We start from the raw sequence: 16,772 nt of genomic DNA on the forward strand, positions 1-16,772 counted from the left end.
CTTGCTCCAGCCGTGCCCGAAAAGCAGTCGGCTGCGGGTACCCGGTGAGGGCACCCGCAGCCGCCCCAGCTGTTACAGGTACTGACCGGTGTTGGCCACCGTGTCGATGGAGCGTCCTGTGTCTGCGCCCTGCTTTCCGGTGATGAGGGTACGGATGTAGACGATCCGTTCGCCCTTCTTTCCGGAGATCCGGGCCCAGTCGTCGGGGTTGGTGGTGTTGGGCAGGTCCTCGTTCTCCTTGAACTCGTCCACGCACGCCTGGAGGAGGTGGGAGACCCTGAGGCCCTTCTGGTTGTGTTCGAGGAAGTCCTTGATCGCCATCTTCTTGGCGCGTCCGACGATGTTCTCGATCATGGCGCCGGAGTTGAAGTCCTTGAAGTAGAGGACTTCCTTGTCGCCGTTGGCGTAGGTCACCTCGAGGAAGCGGTTCTCGTCCGATTCGGCGTACATCTGTTCCACGGCGGTCTGGATCATGCCGTGGACAGTGGCCGACTTGTCGCCTCCGTGCTCGCCGACGTCCTCGGCGTGCAGCGGGAGCCTCTCGGTGAGGTACTTCCCGAAGATGTCCTTGGCCGCTTCGGCGTCCGGACGTTCGATCTTGATCTTCACATCGAGCCGGCCGGGCCGCAGGATGGCGGGGTCGATCATGTCCTCGCGGTTGGAGGCGCCGATGACCACCACGTTCTGCAGGCCTTCCACACCGTCGATCTCGGCGAGCAGCTGGGGGACGATGGTGTTCTCCACGTCCGAGCTGACACCGGAGCCGCGGGTGCGGAAGAGGGACTCCATCTCGTCGAAGAAGACGATGACGGGGGTGCCCTCGCTGGCCTTCTCACGGGCGCGCTGGAAGACGAGGCGGATCTGCCGCTCGGTCTCACCGACGTACTTGTTCAGCAGCTCGGGGCCCTTGATGTTGAGGAAGAAGCTCTTGCCCGCGGCCTGGCCGGTCACCTCGGCGACCTTCTTGGCCAGCGAGTTCGCGACGGCCTTGGCGATGAGCGTCTTTCCGCATCCGGGGGGCCCGTACAGCAGGACACCCTTGGGCGGCCGCAGTTCGTGCTCCTTGAACAGGTCGGGGTAGAGATAGGGGAGCTCGACCGCGTCCCGGATGGCTTCGATCTGACCGGCGAGGCCGCCGATCTGCTCGTAGCCGATGTCGGGCACTTCTTCGAGGACGAGTTCCTCGACCTCGCTCTTCGGAACGACCTCGTAGACGTAGCCGGAGCGGGGTTCGAGCAGGAGGGCGTCGCCGGGACGGATGGTGACGTCCAGCAGCGGCTCGGCGAGCCGTACCACCCGTTCCTCGTCGGTGTGCCCGAGCACCAGGGCGCGCTCGCCGTCCTCGAGGACTTCCTTGAGGGTGACGATGTCCCCGACCCGCTCGAACTCCATGGCCTCGACCACGTTGAGCGCTTCGTTGAGCATCACTTCCTGGCCGCGGCGGAGCTCGTCGAGCTCCACGCTGGGGCTGACGTTCACCCGGAGCTTGCGGCCACCGGTGAAGATGTCGGCCGTGCCGTCCTCGATCGCCTGCAGGAACACACCGAAGCCGGCCGGCGGCTGTGCGAGCCGGTCGACCTCCTCCTTGAGGGCCACGATCTGGTCGCGGGCCTCACGGAGCGTGTTGGCGAGTCGTTCGTTCTGTGCGGACACGCCGGCCAGGTTGGTCTGCAGCTCGACGATCCGCTCTTCGAGAATCCTCGTGTGTCGCGGAGAGTCGGCGAGCTTGCGTCGCAGGACGGCGATCTCCTGCTCAAGGTAGGCGATCTGCCCGGCAGGGTCGTCGGACCCTCGCCCCGGGCGGATGCCGCGGTTCATGTCGTCGTCGTGGGCTGCCACGGTCCTCACCTCCTCCAAGGGGAGCTGGACGCTTCCAGACCCTACCTGGGTGGGTGTCGATTGAAACCCCTAGATCACAAAGACTGTCGAGGTGTGTCCGATCTTCACCCTTGCGCTCTCCCTCACGCCAGGGGAATACCCACCGAACATGATTGGGAAGCCGCCGCAGGTAGGCTCACGGTGTTCAACACCCGTCAGAGCTGGCCGGATTCCCGGGGACGGCTCTGCGCAGGAAATCGGCAGGGGAGATGATCGTGCAGCAGGCCGGAGTCGACGGCGAGGCGCTGGAGGTCTGGATCGATCAGGATCTGTGCACCGGTGACGGGATCTGCGCCCAGTACGCGCCTGAGGTCTTCGAGCTGGACATCGACGGTCTGGCCTACGTGAAGGGCGCTGACGAGGAGCTTTTGCAGGCCAGGGGGGCTGCAACGCCCGTGCCGCTGCCCCTTCTCACCGACGTGGTGGACTCGGCACGGGAGTGTCCGGGCGAGTGCATTCACGTACGTCGAATTTCGGACAAGGCGGAGATCTACGGGCCTGACGCGGAGTGACCCCATGAGGACGTAGCGTCATTCATGTCTTTCTTCTCACACCGGGTTCGCCGTCCCGTCGCGTGCCCGCCTCCTGACGGTCACGCGACGGTGTGTGTCGGCGGCCGGGAGTGCGACGTCACACGTTGCGTGCGCCGGAGGGCGTGGAGCGGACGAACGCGCCGCCCTTCCACTGCCACTTGGCGGGGGTCTTCACGTCGGGGCAGCAACTGGGTATGTCGGCCGCGGAGTAGCCGAGGAGCGTGGCGGTGACGGCGGCGTCGCGGACGGCGAAGTCGGTGACCGTGAAGCGGTCCTTGGGGTCGACGAGAGTCGCGACGATGCGGGGGCTGGTGGCGTCGGCGGCCTGGGTGAGGACGTAGACGCCGTCGGGCGGGGTCCCCATGGCGGCGTCGCAGTGAACGACGGCGACGGTTTCCGGGCGGCCGTCGCCGTCGAGGTCGCCGGTGGCCTTCTTGTGGACGAGGAGTCTGGCGGGGCCGCAGTCGAGCGGGAAGTCGGCTTTGGCCGGGTCGGGTGCCGCGATGCCGGCCGAGGCCGTCGTGCTCCCGGGGTGAGGCGGAGTCGCCCTCGCGGAGCCGGGCTGCAGCACCGGGGACATGGCGATGACACCGGATATCGCGGTGGCCGTGGCGACCCAGTGGATGGGGCGCGGCGAGGTGTGAGCGAGTTCCGGAACGACGGAGTGCTGCACGCGAGACGTGTCTCCTGTGAGAGCTGTGCCGGTGGGGGTGTCCCGCATAGTGCCACACGTCACAGTGCGGGGGAACGGCGGGGGAGCACTTCCGTCGGGGGCTCTGGCCGGGGGGTGAGCGGCGCCGCGGCCTCAACGGACGAGCGCCGTGGCCGAGTTCCGGGAGTTTTCCGGTAACTCGACCACGGCGCTCGTCCGTTGGCCTGGGCAAAGGCCGGATCAGCGGCCGTCGCCTCCGTCGGCGTTGGGGCCCGCGTAGTCCTCGCCATAGGCGCCCTTGGCGGGCCGGCGGCGGCGCATGGGCGGCTCGACGCCGTCGGCGAGGCGGCGGGCGGTGAGGAGGAAGCCGGTGTGGCCGATCATGCGGTGGTCGGGGCGCACGGCCAGGCCCTCGATGTGCCAGTTGCGGATCATCGTCTCCCAGGAGGTCGGCTCGTTGAAGGAGCCGATCTCGCGGATGGACTCGACGGTCCTGGCGAGCTGGGTGGTGGTGGCCACGTAGCAGCAGAGGATGCCGCCCGGTACCAGTGCCTTGGAGACGGCCTCCAGGCATTCCCAGGGGGCGAGCATGTCGAGGATGACGCGGTCGACGTCGGTGTCGCTCAGGTTGTCCTGGAGATCGCCGACGGTGAGCTGCCAGGCGGGGTGGGGGCCGCCGAAGTAGCGCTCGACGTTCTGCTGGGCGATCTCGGCGAAGTCCGCTCGGCGCTCGTAGCTGTGCAGCATGCCCTGGTCGCCCACGGCGCGCAGCAGGAAGCTGCTGAGCGAGCCGGAGCCGACGCCGGCCTCCACGACGCGTGCGCCGGGGAAGATGTCGGCGAAGGCGAGGATCTGCCCCGCGTCCTTGGGGTAGACGACGGCCGCCCCGCGGGGCATGGACAGGACGTAGTCGGGGAGCAGGGGGCGCAGCGCGAGGTAGGCGACGTTCCCGGTGGTGCGGACAACGCTGCCCTCGGGAGCACCGATCAGCTCGTCGTGCGGGAAGGAACCCTTGTGGGTGTGGAAGTTCTTCCCGGCTTCGAGCGTGAACGTGTAGTGGCGGCCCTTGGGGTCGGTCAGCTGTACCTGGTCCCCGACCTTGAAGGGCCCGCGACGGCGGGCGGCACCGGTCGGTTCGGACATGTGACCAGCCTACCGGTCCGTGGAGGGGCGGCCGACCACGAGCGGCTGCGCCCGGGCGGTGGGGCCGCTGGGGTGCGGTGGCCTGGAACGAGGCCCGGAATGGGGACCCTTAGTTGGGGCGGGCCATCGCCTTGACGAAGGCTCGCTCGACGTCGGCGGCGGACAGGACGCCGTAGATCTCGCCGGTCTCCTCGACGACGAGGTATTCGGTGGCGGGGGCCGCGCGCAGGGCGTCGAGGAGGTCTTCACCGGCGAGGTCCGCGGAGACGCGCATGCCGTCGGTGAGCTCCTGGGCGAGGCCGCTGACGGGGACCCAGGGGCGGCGGTGCTCGGGTACGCCGACGATGGCGGCCTCCCGCACGAGGGAGAGCGGTTCGCCGTAGGCGTCCACGACGACGAGGGCGCGGGCGCCGACGGCGTTGGCGCGGCGCAGGGCCTCGGACAGAGGGGTGTCGCTCTGGACGGGGACCGCGCGGCGGGTGAGGGTGCGGGCGCGCAGTTCGGGGAGGTGTTCGCGCAGGCGGGCCATGCGGAGGCTGTTGCCGGCACCGGTCCAGATGATGGCGGCCAGGATGGCGGCGAGCAGGGCGTCGGTGACGGTGTCCATGCCGACGTTGTCCTCGGCGGTGGAGCCGAGGGCGCCGGACTGGGTGAGCAGGGGCAGTCCGATGAGGACGGAGATCGCGAGGGCACGGCCGACCCAGGCGGCCGCGACGGTGCCGCTCATCGGCCTGCCGGTGATCTTCCAGACGACGGCACGCAGCATGCGGCCACCGTCGAGGGGCAGGCCGGGAAGCAGGTTGAAGACGGCCACGATGAGGTTGGAGATCATCAGGCCGGCCAGCAGGACTCCGGGGACGGTGCCGGGCCGGACGGGCTGCATGGCGAGGTAGAAGATCCCCGCGAGGACGAGGGAGAGCAGGGGGCCGACGAAGGCGAGGACGAATTCGCGGCCGGGGCTGTCGGCCTCCTTCTCGATCTCGGAGACGCCGCCGAAGAACTGGAGCTGGATACGGCGCACCGGCAGCCGGAAGCGGAGGGCCGCGACGGTGTGGGCCAGTTCGTGGACGAGGACGGAGGCGTAGAAGGCGACGGCGAAGAAGAGGGAGACGAGGTAGCGGGCGGCGCCGAGTTCGGGCAGCACGCGGTCCAGCTGGCCGCCGAACACCCAGGTGATCAGGGCCGCGACCAGGAACCAGCTGGGGGCGACGTAGACGGGGACGCCGAAGGGCCGGCCCATGAGGATGCCGCCGCCGGGTTCCCTGGGCCGCTGTGGCGGGCGGGCCTTGCCGGGGCCGCCGGTGTGCGCCTCGCTGCGGGCCGGGAAAGGCGCGGCGGGGTTTCCGGTGGGCGGGGTCTCGGCGGAGTCGAGGGGCTGCGGTGTCGCGGAGGGCTGGTCGTCCGCCGGCGGTGTGTCGGCGTGGGCGTCGGGTGACTCGGGGGCGGTTCGGCCGTCGGAGTGGTCCGCCGCCGGGGCCGGGCTCGCTCCGGGGTCCCGGTCCTGCTCGGGGCGTGCGGGACCGGCGGTGTGCGCCGTGGGGCTCGACTCGGGTTCGGTCGCCCTGTCGTTGCCGGGGCGCGGCTGTCCGCTCCCGCCGGTCTCGTCCACGATGTCCCCTCGATCGAATCGTCTCCCCGGCCCCGGTCGTGCCGGGTGAGAGGGTCTGTGGTCGATGGTATGCGGCCGTCGCTTCGTGTTCCGCCCCGGCACCCTCTCTGTTGTCCCCCTGGCCGCATGGTCGAACCGCCCTCGCCAAAAGGTGCCTGGGGCGATGGGGCCGGTTGCCGGCCGGGGCGGCCGGACCGCCCCGCGTCGGCCGGCACGGGCTGGGTCACTGTCAGTGGCGGGCCGTATGGTCTGTGGTCATGGAAACCAGCACCGACGGCGCCGCCGGGCCGTCCGCCGTGGCCGCCGTGCCCCCGGAGTCGCTGTCGCCGTCCCGTGCCAGTGATTTCATGCAGTGCCCCCTGCTCTACCGGTTCCGGGTGATCGACAAGCTGCCCGAGAAGCCGAGTGAGGCGGCCACCCGGGGAACGTTGGTGCACGCGGTGCTTGAGCGGCTGTTCGATGTGCCGGCCGCCGAGCGGACCGCCCCGCGCGCCAAGGCGCTGGTCCCCGGTCAGTGGGACCGGTTGCGGGAGAGCAGGCCGCAGCTCGAGGAGCTGTTCGTGGACGATCCGGACGGCGAGCGGCTGGCGCGCTGGCTGACGGAGGCGGAGCAGCTCGTGGACCGCTGGTTCGCGCTGGAGGACCCGACGCGGCTCGAGCCCGCCGAGCGCGAGCTGTTCGTGGAGGCGGAGCTGGATTCGGGGCTGAAGCTGCGCGGGATCATCGACCGCGTCGATGTGGCGCCCACCGGTGAGGTGCGGATCGTCGACTACAAGACGGGCAAGGCGCCCCGGCCCGAGTATGCCGAGGGTGCGCTGTTCCAGATGAAGTTCTACGCCCTGGTGGTGTGGCGCCTTAAGCGGGTCGTCCCTCGGCGGCTTCAGCTCGTGTATCTGGGCAGCGGTGACGTGCTGACGTACGACCCGGTGCTCGCCGACCTCGAACGTGTGGAGCGCAAGCTGCTCGCGCTGTGGGAGGCGATCCGGCTCGCGACGGAGACGGGCGACTGGCGCCCGCGGCCGACCAAGTTGTGCGGCTGGTGCGACCACCAGGCCTTCTGCCCGGAGTTCGGTGGTACTCCCCCGCCCTATCCGCTGCCGGTTTCACGGGCCGGCGAGCAGCCGGCCGGGGAGCCTGCCCCCGACGGGTCGCAGCCGCCGGTCAGGGTGGCCGAATCGGGCGAGACCGAGCAGGGCAGAATGGGGCCGGACTAGCGAAGGAGACTCACGTGGCCATCCGCGTCCTACTGGTCGACGACCAGCCGCTGCTGCGTACGGGCTTCCGGATGATCCTGGAGGCGGAGCAGGACATCGCGGTCGTCGGCGAGGCCGGAGACGGCCTCCAGGCGCTCGACCAGGTGCGTGCCCTGCAGCCCGATGTGGTTCTGATGGACATCCGGATGCCCCGGATGGACGGGGTGGAGGCGACCCGGCAGATCACCGGGCCGGGGCGGGACGGCCCGGCGAAGGTGCTGGTGCTGACCACTTTCGATCTGGACGAGTACGTGGTGGAGGCGCTGCGCGCCGGTGCCAGTGGATTCCTCCTCAAGGACGCTCCGGCCCATGAGCTGGTGCAGGCGATCCGGGTGGTGGCGGCCGGCGAGGCGATGCTGGCTCCGAGTATCACGCGCCGGCTGCTCGACAAGTACGCGGGGCATCTTCCGTCCGGGGACGAGCCGGTCCCGGACACGCTGCACACCCTCACCGAACGCGAGGTGGAGGTGCTGAAGCTGGTGGCGCGCGGGCTGTCCAATGCCGAGATCGCGGCCGATCTGTTCGTCAGCGAGACCACGGTCAAGACGCACGTGGGTCATGTGCTGACCAAGCTGGGTCTGCGGGACCGGGTGCAGGCGGCGGTGTACGCGTACGAGAGCGGACTGGTGCGCCCCGGCGCGCAGTAGCCGCCCGGACTTCCCGGAGCGGCCGCGGACGTCCGGCGACAACTGCCGGACGTCGTGGGTCGGATGCCGGGACTTCAGCTGCACACTGAGGGCGCCCCTTGCGCGACAAGGGGCGCCCTCAGTGCTTCCCGTCCTCCGGTGGCGGCCTCCGGACACTGCGAGGGCCTCCGGACACAGCGAAGGCCCCCGGGCAGATGCCCGGGGGCCTTTCACATGAGCAGGTCAGCTGCCGGAGCCGCGGGAGAGCTCCCACAGCTGCAGGGTGGAGGAGGAGTTCATCGCGTACTCGCTGCCCGAGATGTCGTCACGGGTGGCGACGTACTGCTTGCCCTGCCACAGCGGGAGGATCGGCACGTCGTTGGCGACGATGTCCTGGATCTCGGTGAAGCTCTTCGACGCGCTCAGCCGGTCGGCCTGGCGGCGGGACGCCGGGATCAGGTTGTTGCGGATCAAGCCGTTGTCGTAGGGCAGGTTGAGGAAGTTGTCCTTGTCGAGGAACGGCGCGAGGTAGTTGTCGGCGTCCGCGAAGTCGGGGAACCAGCCCATGCCCCAGACGTCGTAGGCGAGCTTGCGCTGGGCCGGCACGAAGTGCTCCCAGTCCGTGCCCTGGACGCTGACGTCGAACAGCCCACTGGCGTTGAGCTGCTCCTTGAGCACCTCGAACTCCTTGACGGTGGCCGGGCCGTAGTGGTCGGTCGTGTAATGCAGCGTCAACTTCACCGGGGTGGTGATGTTCGCCTTGGTCAGCAGGGCACGGGCCTTGGCCACGCTCGGGTCGCCGTACTTGTTGAAGAAGGCGTTGGAGTGGCCGGTGATGGTGGCCGGGACGAGCGAGTACAGGGGCTGCGCCTCTGTGCCGTACACCTTGGACACCAGCGCGCCGCGGTCGATGACCTGCGCCATGGCCTGGCGGACGGCCGTGCTCTTGACCGAGGGGGCGTTGGTGTTGAAGGCCAGGTAGCGGATTTCCAGGCCTGGCATCTCGACCAGGTTGACATTGCCCGCCGTGTCGTTCTGCAGCTTGCGGATCTGGTCCGGCGCCATGGTGCGGGTCATGACGTCGATGTCGCCCTTGGCAAGGGCGTTGCCCATGCTGTCGGCGTCCTTGAAGGGCTGCAGCACGACCTTGTCGTTCTTCGGGGTGAGCAGGCCCTTGTAGTTGGGGTTCTTGGTGAAGGTGGCCTTCACCATCTCGTTGTTCTGGACCTCGGACTGCAGCGTGTACGGGCCGGAGCCGTCGACGGAGAACCCGTTGCGCAGCTTGTTCTTCTCGTAGTCCTTGGGGTTGACGATGCCCGCGACCGGCGTCGACAGCTTGAACGGGAAGGTGGCGTCCGCGACCTTGAGGTGGAAGATGACGTCCCTGTCGCCCTGCGTCTCGACGGTGTCGATGGTGGACAACAGCGCGAAGACGCCACTCTCGGCCTTGATGGCGCGGGCACGGTCGATGGAGAACTTCACATCGGCCGCGGTCACCGGGTCGCCGTTGGAGAACTTCAGGTCCTTGCGCAGCTTGCAGGCGTAGCGCTCGTTCCCGGTGTCGGTGAAGCCGCAGCTCTCGGCGGCCTCGGGCTCGGGCTCACCGTCGCCGCGGGGCTGCACCATCAGCGTCTGCACAGTCTGCCGGAGAACGTTCCAGGTGCCCACGTCGTACGCGTACGCCGGGTCGATGGGCGCAGGGGCGTCGCTGGAGGCGGTGAACCGGTCGGTGGTACCGACGACGATGGCGTCACCGCTTTTGCCCCCGCTGCTGGACCCGCCGCAGGCGGCGAGGACAGGGGTGAGCAGACCAGCGACCGCCGGCAGCACCAAAGTCTTACGGTTCATGCTCGTGTTTCTCCAGAGCTGTCGAGTCCGTGTACCCGGCAAGCAAGGGTGGCGCTACGGATCACGGGGGTTGTGGCATGTTCTCGCGATGAGATTAGTCCGCACACGCACGAGCGCTGACAGCTACCGGAGTTGAGGCCTCATCACGCTGCGAAACCGCCTGTGGACGCACCGGAAAACCGGTCATGGAAGGATTGGTGCAGCGTCTCATCAATCGGGACACAAAGGCGCGTCGCGGGGGCACGAATGGGATGGAACAGCATACGCCGGTCCCCCTGTCGACCCCCGCGCACGTGGTGAACGTCACACCTACCGACTCGGGCGGTACGCGGCCGAATTCGGGCGCGCGACCGGGTATTAATTCATTCTGCTGGACGGTCCCCGGTATTCCGTCCATTCGTAGTGCACGCTGCGTGAACGGTCAGCGCATTTCCGTCATCAAACCGCGCAGGAATGTCAGGTCGACCTCTTCGAGCGAGGTCACGACGGTGCGGCCGGCGGCAGGGGCGATGGGGGCGACCGACGGGACGGCGACGACCCGGCAGCCGGCGGCCTCGGCGGCCGCCACCCCGGTCGCCGTGTCCTCGATGACCGCGCAGCGCGCGGGCTCCGCCCCGAGGCCCTTGGCGGCCAGCAGATACGGGTCCGGGAACGGCTTGGTCCGCTCCACCTCGTCGCCCGCCACGGTCAGCGCGAAGTACTGGGGGCCGAGGGAGGCCAGGATGCGGTCGATGATGCGCCGATGGGACGCGGAGACCAGGGCGGTGGGGATCTCGTGGGCCGCCAGTTCGGCCAGCAGCCGTGCGGCCCCGGGCATCAGCGGCAGCCTGTGGTCGATGCGGTTCTCGAACCCGTCGTTGAGCAGCACGGTGAGCTCGTCGAGGGTGATGTTCGCGCCCGTAGCCTCGATCAGGAAGCCCGCGCTGCGCGTCATGGGGCCGCCCACGACGACGTGGCGCCATGCCTCGTCGAGCCGGTGTCCGAGGGTGGCGAAGACGTCGACCTCGACCTCCCACCAGAAACCCTCGGTGTCCACCAGGGTTCCGTCCATGTCGAGGAGCACGGCCTGCAGTGCGGAGCCTTCGGCCGTACGGGTTCCGAGGGCGGGGACCGTGGTGGTCATCCGGCGTACCTCCTTCAAGGGACGACCAGGCCGGTTCCCACGGAGGGAACCGGCCTGCGATGGACCTGCCAGTCTACGACGGCCGTGAGAAAAGTGCCGATCGACGCGGGAGCGGCCCCGTGTGTGGTCACACACACGGGCGAGAGGAGCGGCCCGCGTGTGCCGCGGAAGCCCGGGGACCGCGGTCCCGTACACGGGTGTGCGGTACCGCGGGGGCCCCGCGGTAGTCCCGGGGCGAGGGCGCAGGCCGCGCCTGCGTCGGCCGGGACACCGCGGGGTACGAGGGCACGCCCTTCGGGTGCGGTTCCGCGCGGGTCGTCACCGCGCGTTGAAGTACTTCGCCTCCGGGTGGTGGATCACGATCGCGTCCGTGGACTGCTCCGGGTGGAGCTGGAACTCCTCGGAGAGCTGGACGCCGATCCGCTCCGGCTCGAGCAGCTCGGCGATCTTGGCGCGGTCCTCCAGGTCGGGACAGGCTCCGTAGCCCAGCGAGAAACGGGCACCGCGGTACTTGAGGGCGAACATGTCCTCCATCTCGTCCGGGTCCTCACCCGCGAAGCCCAGCTCGGAGCGCACCCGCGCGTGCCAGTACTCCGCGAGCGCCTCCGCCAACTGCACGGACAAACCGTGCAGTTCGAGATAGTCACGGTAGGAGTTCGCCTCGAAGAGCCGCGCGGTCTCCTCGCCGATCCGGGAACCGACGGTGACGACCTGGAGCCCGACGACGTCCGTCTCGCCCGACTCCTCGGGACGGAAGAAGTCGGCCAGGCACAGCCGCCGGCCGCGACGCTGGCGCGGGAAGGTGAACCGGGTGCGCTCATTGCCCTGTTCGTCGAGGATGATCAGGTCGTCGTCCTTGGACACGCAGGGGAAGTAGCCGTAGACGACGGCCGCTTCGAGGAGGTTGTCCGTCTGCAGCCGGTCGAGCAGGCCGCGCAGCCGGGGCCGTCCCTCGGTATCGACGAGCTCCTCGTAGGTCGGTCCCTCGCCGGTGCGGGCCTGCTTCAGGCCCCACTGGCCCTTGAACAGCGCGCCCTCGTCCAGCCAGGAGGAGTACTCCTTGAGCGGGATGCCCTTGATGACGCGGGTCCCCCAGAAGGGCGGCGCGGGGACGCGGTTGTCGGTCGCGACGTCGGAGCGCACGTGGCCTTCCTCGGGCCGCTCCTCGATCTCCACCGTGGCGGCCCGCACCCGGCGCTGCCTCAGCTCGGGCAGCTTCGCCCCCGGCACGCCCCGCTTGACCCCGATCAGCGCGTCCATCAGGCGAAGGCCCTCGAACGCGTCGCGGGCGTAGCGGACCTCGCCCTCGTACAGCTCGTACAGGTCCTGCTCGACGTACGCGCGGGTGAGCGCCGCGCCGCCGAGGATGACCGGGTAGGCGGCGGCGAGCCCGCGCTGGTTGAGCTCCTCCAGGTTCTCCTTCATGATCACCGTGGACTTGACCAGGAGCCCGGACATGCCGATGACGTCGGCCCGGTGTTCTTCTGCGGCCTCCAGGATCGCGGAGACCGGCTGCTTGATGCCGAGGTTGACGACGTTGTAGCCGTTGTTGGACAGGATGATGTCGACGAGGTTCTTGCCGATGTCGTGGACGTCGCCGCGCACGGTGGCCAGCACGATGGTGCCCTTGCCGGCCTCGTCGGTCTTCTCCATGTGGGGTTCGAGGTAGGCGACCGCGGACTTCATGACCTCAGCGGACTGGAGCACGAACGGCAGCTGCATCTGGCCGGAGCCGAACAGCTCGCCGACGACCTTCATGCCGTCCAGGAGTGTCTCGTTGACGATGTCGAGGGCGGACCGGCCGGTCAGGGCCTCGTCCAGGTCGGCCTCCAGACCGTTCTTGTCGCCGTCGATGATCCGCCGCTTGAGGCGCTCCTCCAGCGGCAGCGCGGCCAGTTCCTCGGCCTTGCCGGCCCTGAGCGACTTGGCGGTGGCACCCTCGAACAGCGCCATCAGCTTCTGCAAGGGGTCGTAGCCGTCGGCGCGGCGGTCGTAGATCAGGTCGAGGGCGGTGGTGACCTGCTCCTCGTCGAAGCGCGCGATGGGCAGGATCTTCGAGGCGTGCACGATGGCCGAGTCGAGCCCCGCCTTGACGCATTCGTCGAGGAAGACGGAGTTGAGCAGGATGCGCGCGGCCGGGTTGAGGCCGAAGGAGATGTTCGACAGACCGAGCGTGGTCTGCACGTCCGGGTGGCGCTTCTTCAGCTCGCGGATCGCCTCGATGGTGGCGATGCCGTCCTTGCGGGACTCCTCCTGGCCGGTGCAGATGGTGAAGGTCAGGGTGTCGACGAGGATGTCCTCCTCACGGATGCCCCAGTTCCCGGTGAGGTCGGCGATCAGCCGTTGGGCGATCTCGACCTTCTTCTCGGGGGTCCGGGCCTGGCCCTCCTCGTCGATGGTCAGGGCGATGAGCGCGGCGCCGTGTTCCCGGGCGAGCCGGGTGACCTTCGCGAAGCGCGACTCAGGCCCGTCGCCGTCCTCGTAGTTGACCGAGTTGATGACGGCGCGGCCGCCGAGCTTCTCCAGACCCGCCTCGAGGACGTCCACTTCGGTGGAGTCGAGGACGATCGGCAGGGTGGAGGCGGTGGCGAAGCGGCCGGCCAGCTCCTCCATGTCGGCGACGCCGTCGCGGCCCACGTAGTCGACGCAGAGGTCGAGCATGTGGGCGCCCTCGCGGATCTGCTCGCGGGCCATCTCGACGCAGTCGTCCCAGCGGCCGTCCAGCATGGCCTCGCGGAACTTCTTGGAGCCGTTGGCGTTCGTCCGCTCGCCGATGGCCAGGTACGAGGTGTCCTGACGGAACGGCACGCTCTGGTAGAGGGAGGCGGCACCCGGCTCGGGCTGCGGGGCGCGCTCGACCGGGGCGAGGTCGCGGACGCGTTCGACGACCTGGCGCAGGTGCTCGGGGGTGGTGCCGCAGCAGCCGCCGATCAGGGAGAGGCCGTAGTCGCGGACGAAGTTCTCCTGGGCGTCGGCCAGACCCTCGGGACCGAGCGGGAAGTGCGCGCCGTCCTTGGTGAGCACCGGCAGGCCGGCGTTCGGCATGCACAGCAGCGGGATACGGGAGTGGCGCGTCAGATAGCGCAGGTGCTCGCTCATCTCGGCGGGGCCGGTCGAGCAGTTCAGGCCGATCATGTCGATGCCGAGCGGCTCGAGCGCGGTCAGCGCGGCGCCGATCTCCGAGCCCAGCAGCATGGTGCCGGTGGTCTCGAACGCCATGGAGCACAGCAGGGGCACCTCGATGCCGGTCGCCTCCATCGCGCGCCGGGCGCCCAGGACCGATGCCTTGGTCTGCAGCAGGTCCTGGGTGGTCTCGACGATGAGGGCGTCCGCGCCGCCGGCGAGCAGGCCCTCCGCGTTGGCCTGGAAGCCGTCGCGGAGGGTGGTGTAGGCGACGTGACCGAGGGTGGGCAGCTTGGTGCCGGGACCGATCGAGCCGAGGACCCACCGGGGGCGGCCGTCGTCGGCGGCGAAGCCGTCCGCGACCTCCCGGGCGATCCGGGCGCCGGCCTCGGACAGCTCGTACACGCGGTCGGCGATCTCGTACTCGGCCATGGCGGCGTGGTTGGCCCCGAAGGTGTTCGTCTCGACGCAGTCGACGCCCACCGCGAAGTACGCCTCGTGGACGGAGCGGACGATGTCGGGGCGGGTCAGGTTGAGGATCTCGTTGCAGCCCTCGAGACCCTGGAAGTCCTCCAGGGTGGGGTCCTGGGCCTGGAGCATCGTGCCCATCGCTCCGTCGGCCACCACCACACGGGTGGCGAGGGCTTCCCGGAGGGCTTCGGTTCGGGTCCGGCTGTCGGTGGAGGCGGACGAAAGGGACGGGTTCGGCAACGAGGCCATGGAAGATGCTCCCTGGAATGCGACGGCTGTCGGCTTTGCGCTTCACACGGGACGCGCACGCCGTCAGGGTAGCCCGCGGCACGCCATACGGTCAGGGGCGTCCAGCGGGCGGACGGGCGTGCTGGACGTGACCCGTGGGGGGATTACGCCCGAACGGATGACGACCGCCTATTAGCGAGAGGAAGTCCCCGACCGGTAATGTTCGGCATTGCCGAACGTTAGTAAACGAATGACGGTCGGCGGTTGAAGGTGACGGAGGGCAGAACGGCGATGGCACGGAACATCCAGTCGCTCGAACGGGCGGCCGCGATGCTGCGGCTGCTCGCGGGCGGTGAACGGCGGCTCGGCCTGTCCGACATCGCCTCCTCGCTCGGCCTGGCCAAGGGCACGGCCCACGGCATACTCCGCACGCTCCAGCAGGAGGGTTTCGTCGAACAGGAAGCGGCCTCGGGCCGCTACCAGCTGGGGGCCGAGCTGCTGCGCCTCGGCACCACCTACCTCGACGTCCATGAACTGCGGGCGCGCGCCCTGGTGTGGACCGACGACCTGGCCCGCTCCAGCGGGGAGAGCGTCTATCTGGGGGTGCTGCACCAGCAGGGCGTGCTGATCGTGCACCACGTGTTCCGGCCCGACGACAGCCGGCAGGTCCTGGAGATCGGGGCCATGCAGCCGCTGCACTCCACGGCCCTCGGCAAGGTGCTGTCGGCGTACGACCCGGTCGCGCACACCGAGGCGGTGGAGGCGGACCGGAAGGCGTTCACCGACCGCACCGTGTGCGAGCTCGACGCATTCGAGCACGTCCTCGACCTCGCACGGGCGCGCGGCTACGCGGCCGACGTGGAGGAGACCTGGACCGGTGTCGCCTCGATCGCCGCACCCATCCACGACCGCAGGCGCATGCCCGTCGGCGCGGTCGGCATCACGGGCGCGGTCGAGCGTGTGTGCCCGGACGGGGAGGTGCGCCCCGAGCTGATCGCGGCGGTCCGTGACTGCAGCCGCGCGGTGTCGCGGGATCTGGGTGCCGGGAGGTTCTGAACCTCGTGTTCCCGGGCCGTCACGGCGACGCCGTGACGGCCCTTCGGCGTGCCCGCGCACCGTGGGGGACCTCCCTGGCGAGGCTCCGCGGGGGTCGTGCGCGACCACTCCACGTGCCCGTGCGTCAGCGGTGCGCAGCCACGCCGGGACTGATCGCTGCAGGCGATCAATAACGATCCTGTTTTCGATTACCGAACTCTTGACGCTCGGCGAACCGGAGACAAGACTCCCGTCCACCGGTCGGCATTGTCGAACACCAAACGGCAATACGCGCTAGAGTGTGACAACGCCAAGGGCCGGCATCGCTCTCACCCCCGAGGGCGCGGACCACCGGAGGGACCCGGGGTTCGCCTTCCCCTGGACGAAGGACAAAGGAGTCGCGGGTGTCCAGCTCCGACATCTTCATCGGCGAGACCATCGGTACCGCCATACTCATCCTGCTCGGCGGTGGCGTCTGCGCCGCAGTGACGCTGAAGGCCTCCAAGGCCCGTAACGCCGGCTGGCTCGCCATCGCATTCGGGTGGGGCTTCGCCGTTCTGACGGCGGTCTACACCTCGGCACCGCTCTCGGGTGCCCACCTCAACCCGGCGGTGACGCTCGCGCTCGCCATCAAGGACGGCGACTGGAGCAACGTCCCGGTCTACTGGGCCGGCCAGCTGCTCGGCGCCATGATCGGCGCGACCCTGGTCTGGGTCGCCTACTACGGCCAGTTCCAGGTCCACCTGACCGACAGAGAGGTCGTCGGCGGCCCGGGGGCGCAGGACACCAAGGCGGTCGAGGCCCAGGAGGCCCAGGCGGGTCCGGTCCTCGGCGTCTTCTCCACCGGTCCCGAAATCCGTAACGCAGTGATGAACCTCGCCACGGAGATCATCGGCACGGTCGTGCTGGTCCTCGCCGTCCTCACGCAGGGCCTCAACGACAAGGGCAACGGCCTCGGCCCCCTGGGCGCCCTGATCACCGCGCTGGTGGTCGTCTCCATCGGTCTCTCGCTCGGCGGCCCGACCGGCTACGCCATCAACCCGGCCCGCGACCTCGGTCCCCGCATCGTGCACGCTCTCCTCCCCCTGCCCAACAAGGGCGGCTCCGACTGGGGCTACGCCTGGATCCCGGTCGTCGGCCCGCTGGTCGGCGGCGCGATCGCCGCAGGCATATACAACGTCGCCTTTGCTTGAGAAAACTGAGCTTCTCCGAAACTTGCCCCTCAGTACCGCTCTCAGCACCGCGCCGTA

The 16,772-nt window shown here is 69.3% G+C and carries 12 protein-coding genes; 5 read left to right on the forward strand and 7 right to left on the reverse strand.

Features of this window, described 5'->3' with window-relative positions:
- Positions 1 to 72 precede the first annotated feature (72 nt).
- Positions 73 to 1,839: a proteasome ATPase gene (arc, locus tag ABZ904_RS01410; protein ID WP_359389642.1), complete on the reverse strand. Its 1,767-nt coding sequence runs from the start codon at positions 1,837 to 1,839 to the stop codon at positions 73 to 75.
- Between the two features lie 248 nt (positions 1,840 to 2,087).
- Here arc and ABZ904_RS01415 point away from each other — a divergent pair, with 248 nt between their 5' ends.
- The gene (locus ABZ904_RS01415; protein WP_359389639.1) at positions 2,088 to 2,390 is read left to right on the forward strand and encodes a ferredoxin; all 303 of its coding nucleotides are present in this window, start codon (positions 2,088 to 2,090) and stop codon (positions 2,388 to 2,390) included.
- Between the two features lie 118 nt (positions 2,391 to 2,508).
- Here the strand turns inward: ABZ904_RS01415 and ABZ904_RS01420 are convergent, their stop codons facing one another.
- From ABZ904_RS01420 to ABZ904_RS01430, 3 genes are all read right to left on the reverse strand, one after another.
- Positions 2,509 to 3,084 carry a hypothetical protein gene (locus tag ABZ904_RS01420; RefSeq protein ID WP_361820463.1) on the reverse strand — a complete coding sequence of 192 codons (576 nt, stop codon included), beginning with the start codon at positions 3,082 to 3,084 and terminating at the stop codon, positions 2,509 to 2,511.
- A 219-nt stretch (positions 3,085 to 3,303) separates the two neighbouring features.
- Positions 3,304 to 4,206, reverse strand: coding sequence for a tRNA (adenine-N1)-methyltransferase (locus tag ABZ904_RS01425; RefSeq protein WP_359389633.1), 903 nt, complete (start codon positions 4,204 to 4,206; stop codon positions 3,304 to 3,306).
- Positions 4,207 to 4,315: 109 nt separating this feature from the next.
- Positions 4,316 to 5,815, reverse strand: a complete 1,500-nt coding sequence (locus tag ABZ904_RS01430) for a site-2 protease family protein (RefSeq protein ID WP_361820466.1) — start codon at positions 5,813 to 5,815, stop codon at positions 4,316 to 4,318.
- A 257-nt stretch (positions 5,816 to 6,072) separates the two neighbouring features.
- On the opposite strand from ABZ904_RS01430, the gene ABZ904_RS01435 reads away from it, so the two are divergent.
- The gene (locus ABZ904_RS01435) at positions 6,073 to 7,029 is read left to right on the forward strand and encodes a RecB family exonuclease (protein ID WP_361820469.1); all 957 of its coding nucleotides are present in this window, start codon (positions 6,073 to 6,075) and stop codon (positions 7,027 to 7,029) included.
- A gap of 14 nt (positions 7,030 to 7,043) precedes the next feature.
- Entirely contained in the window at positions 7,044 to 7,715 is a 672-nt protein-coding gene (locus ABZ904_RS01440) for a response regulator transcription factor (RefSeq protein WP_220294710.1), read from the forward strand.
- Between the two features lie 222 nt (positions 7,716 to 7,937).
- Here the strand turns inward: ABZ904_RS01440 and ABZ904_RS01445 are convergent, their stop codons facing one another.
- The 3 genes from ABZ904_RS01445 to metH form a co-directional block, all read right to left on the reverse strand.
- Entirely contained in the window at positions 7,938 to 9,542 is a 1,605-nt protein-coding gene (locus ABZ904_RS01445; RefSeq protein WP_359389623.1) for an ABC transporter substrate-binding protein, read from the reverse strand.
- 421 nt (positions 9,543 to 9,963) lie between these two features.
- Positions 9,964 to 10,665, reverse strand: a complete 702-nt coding sequence (locus tag ABZ904_RS01450; protein WP_359389620.1) for an HAD family phosphatase — start codon at positions 10,663 to 10,665, stop codon at positions 9,964 to 9,966.
- Between the two features lie 318 nt (positions 10,666 to 10,983).
- A complete protein-coding gene (gene metH / locus ABZ904_RS01455; RefSeq protein WP_359389617.1) occupies positions 10,984 to 14,508 on the reverse strand; it encodes a methionine synthase in 3,525 nt (1,174 codons plus the stop codon).
- 270 nt (positions 14,509 to 14,778) lie between these two features.
- Between metH and ABZ904_RS01460 the strand changes: the two genes are divergently transcribed.
- Positions 14,779 to 15,543 (forward strand): IclR family transcriptional regulator, encoded by a 765-nt coding sequence (locus tag ABZ904_RS01460; RefSeq protein ID WP_359389614.1) that lies wholly within the window; start codon positions 14,779 to 14,781, stop codon positions 15,541 to 15,543.
- A 383-nt stretch (positions 15,544 to 15,926) separates the two neighbouring features.
- The gene (locus ABZ904_RS01465; RefSeq protein WP_359389611.1) at positions 15,927 to 16,715 is read left to right on the forward strand and encodes an MIP/aquaporin family protein; all 789 of its coding nucleotides are present in this window, start codon (positions 15,927 to 15,929) and stop codon (positions 16,713 to 16,715) included.
- The last annotated feature ends 57 nt before the right edge of the window (positions 16,716 to 16,772 follow it).

The organism is Streptomyces sp. NPDC046900, assembly GCF_040644975.1.
GTDB lineage: Bacteria > Actinomycetota > Actinomycetes > Streptomycetales > Streptomycetaceae > Streptomyces.

Coding starts and splice junctions, on each gene's coding strand:
- ABZ904_RS01445 (WP_359389623.1), bottom strand. CDS start 9,542: ATGAACCGTAAGACTTTGGTGCTGCCGGCGGTCGCTGGTCTGCTCACC.
- ABZ904_RS01450 (WP_359389620.1), bottom strand. CDS start 10,665: ATGACCACCACGGTCCCCGCCCTCGGAACCCGTACGGCCGAAGGCTCC.
- ABZ904_RS01415 (WP_359389639.1), top strand. CDS start 2,088: ATGATCGTGCAGCAGGCCGGAGTCGACGGCGAGGCGCTGGAGGTCTGG.
- ABZ904_RS01460 (WP_359389614.1), top strand. CDS start 14,779: ATGGCACGGAACATCCAGTCGCTCGAACGGGCGGCCGCGATGCTGCGG.
- ABZ904_RS01435 (WP_361820469.1), top strand. CDS start 6,073: ATGGAAACCAGCACCGACGGCGCCGCCGGGCCGTCCGCCGTGGCCGCC.
- metH (WP_359389617.1), bottom strand. CDS start 14,508: ATGGCCTCGTTGCCGAACCCGTCCCTTTCGTCCGCCTCCACCGACAGC.
- ABZ904_RS01425 (WP_359389633.1), bottom strand. CDS start 4,206: ATGTCCGAACCGACCGGTGCCGCCCGCCGTCGCGGGCCCTTCAAGGTC.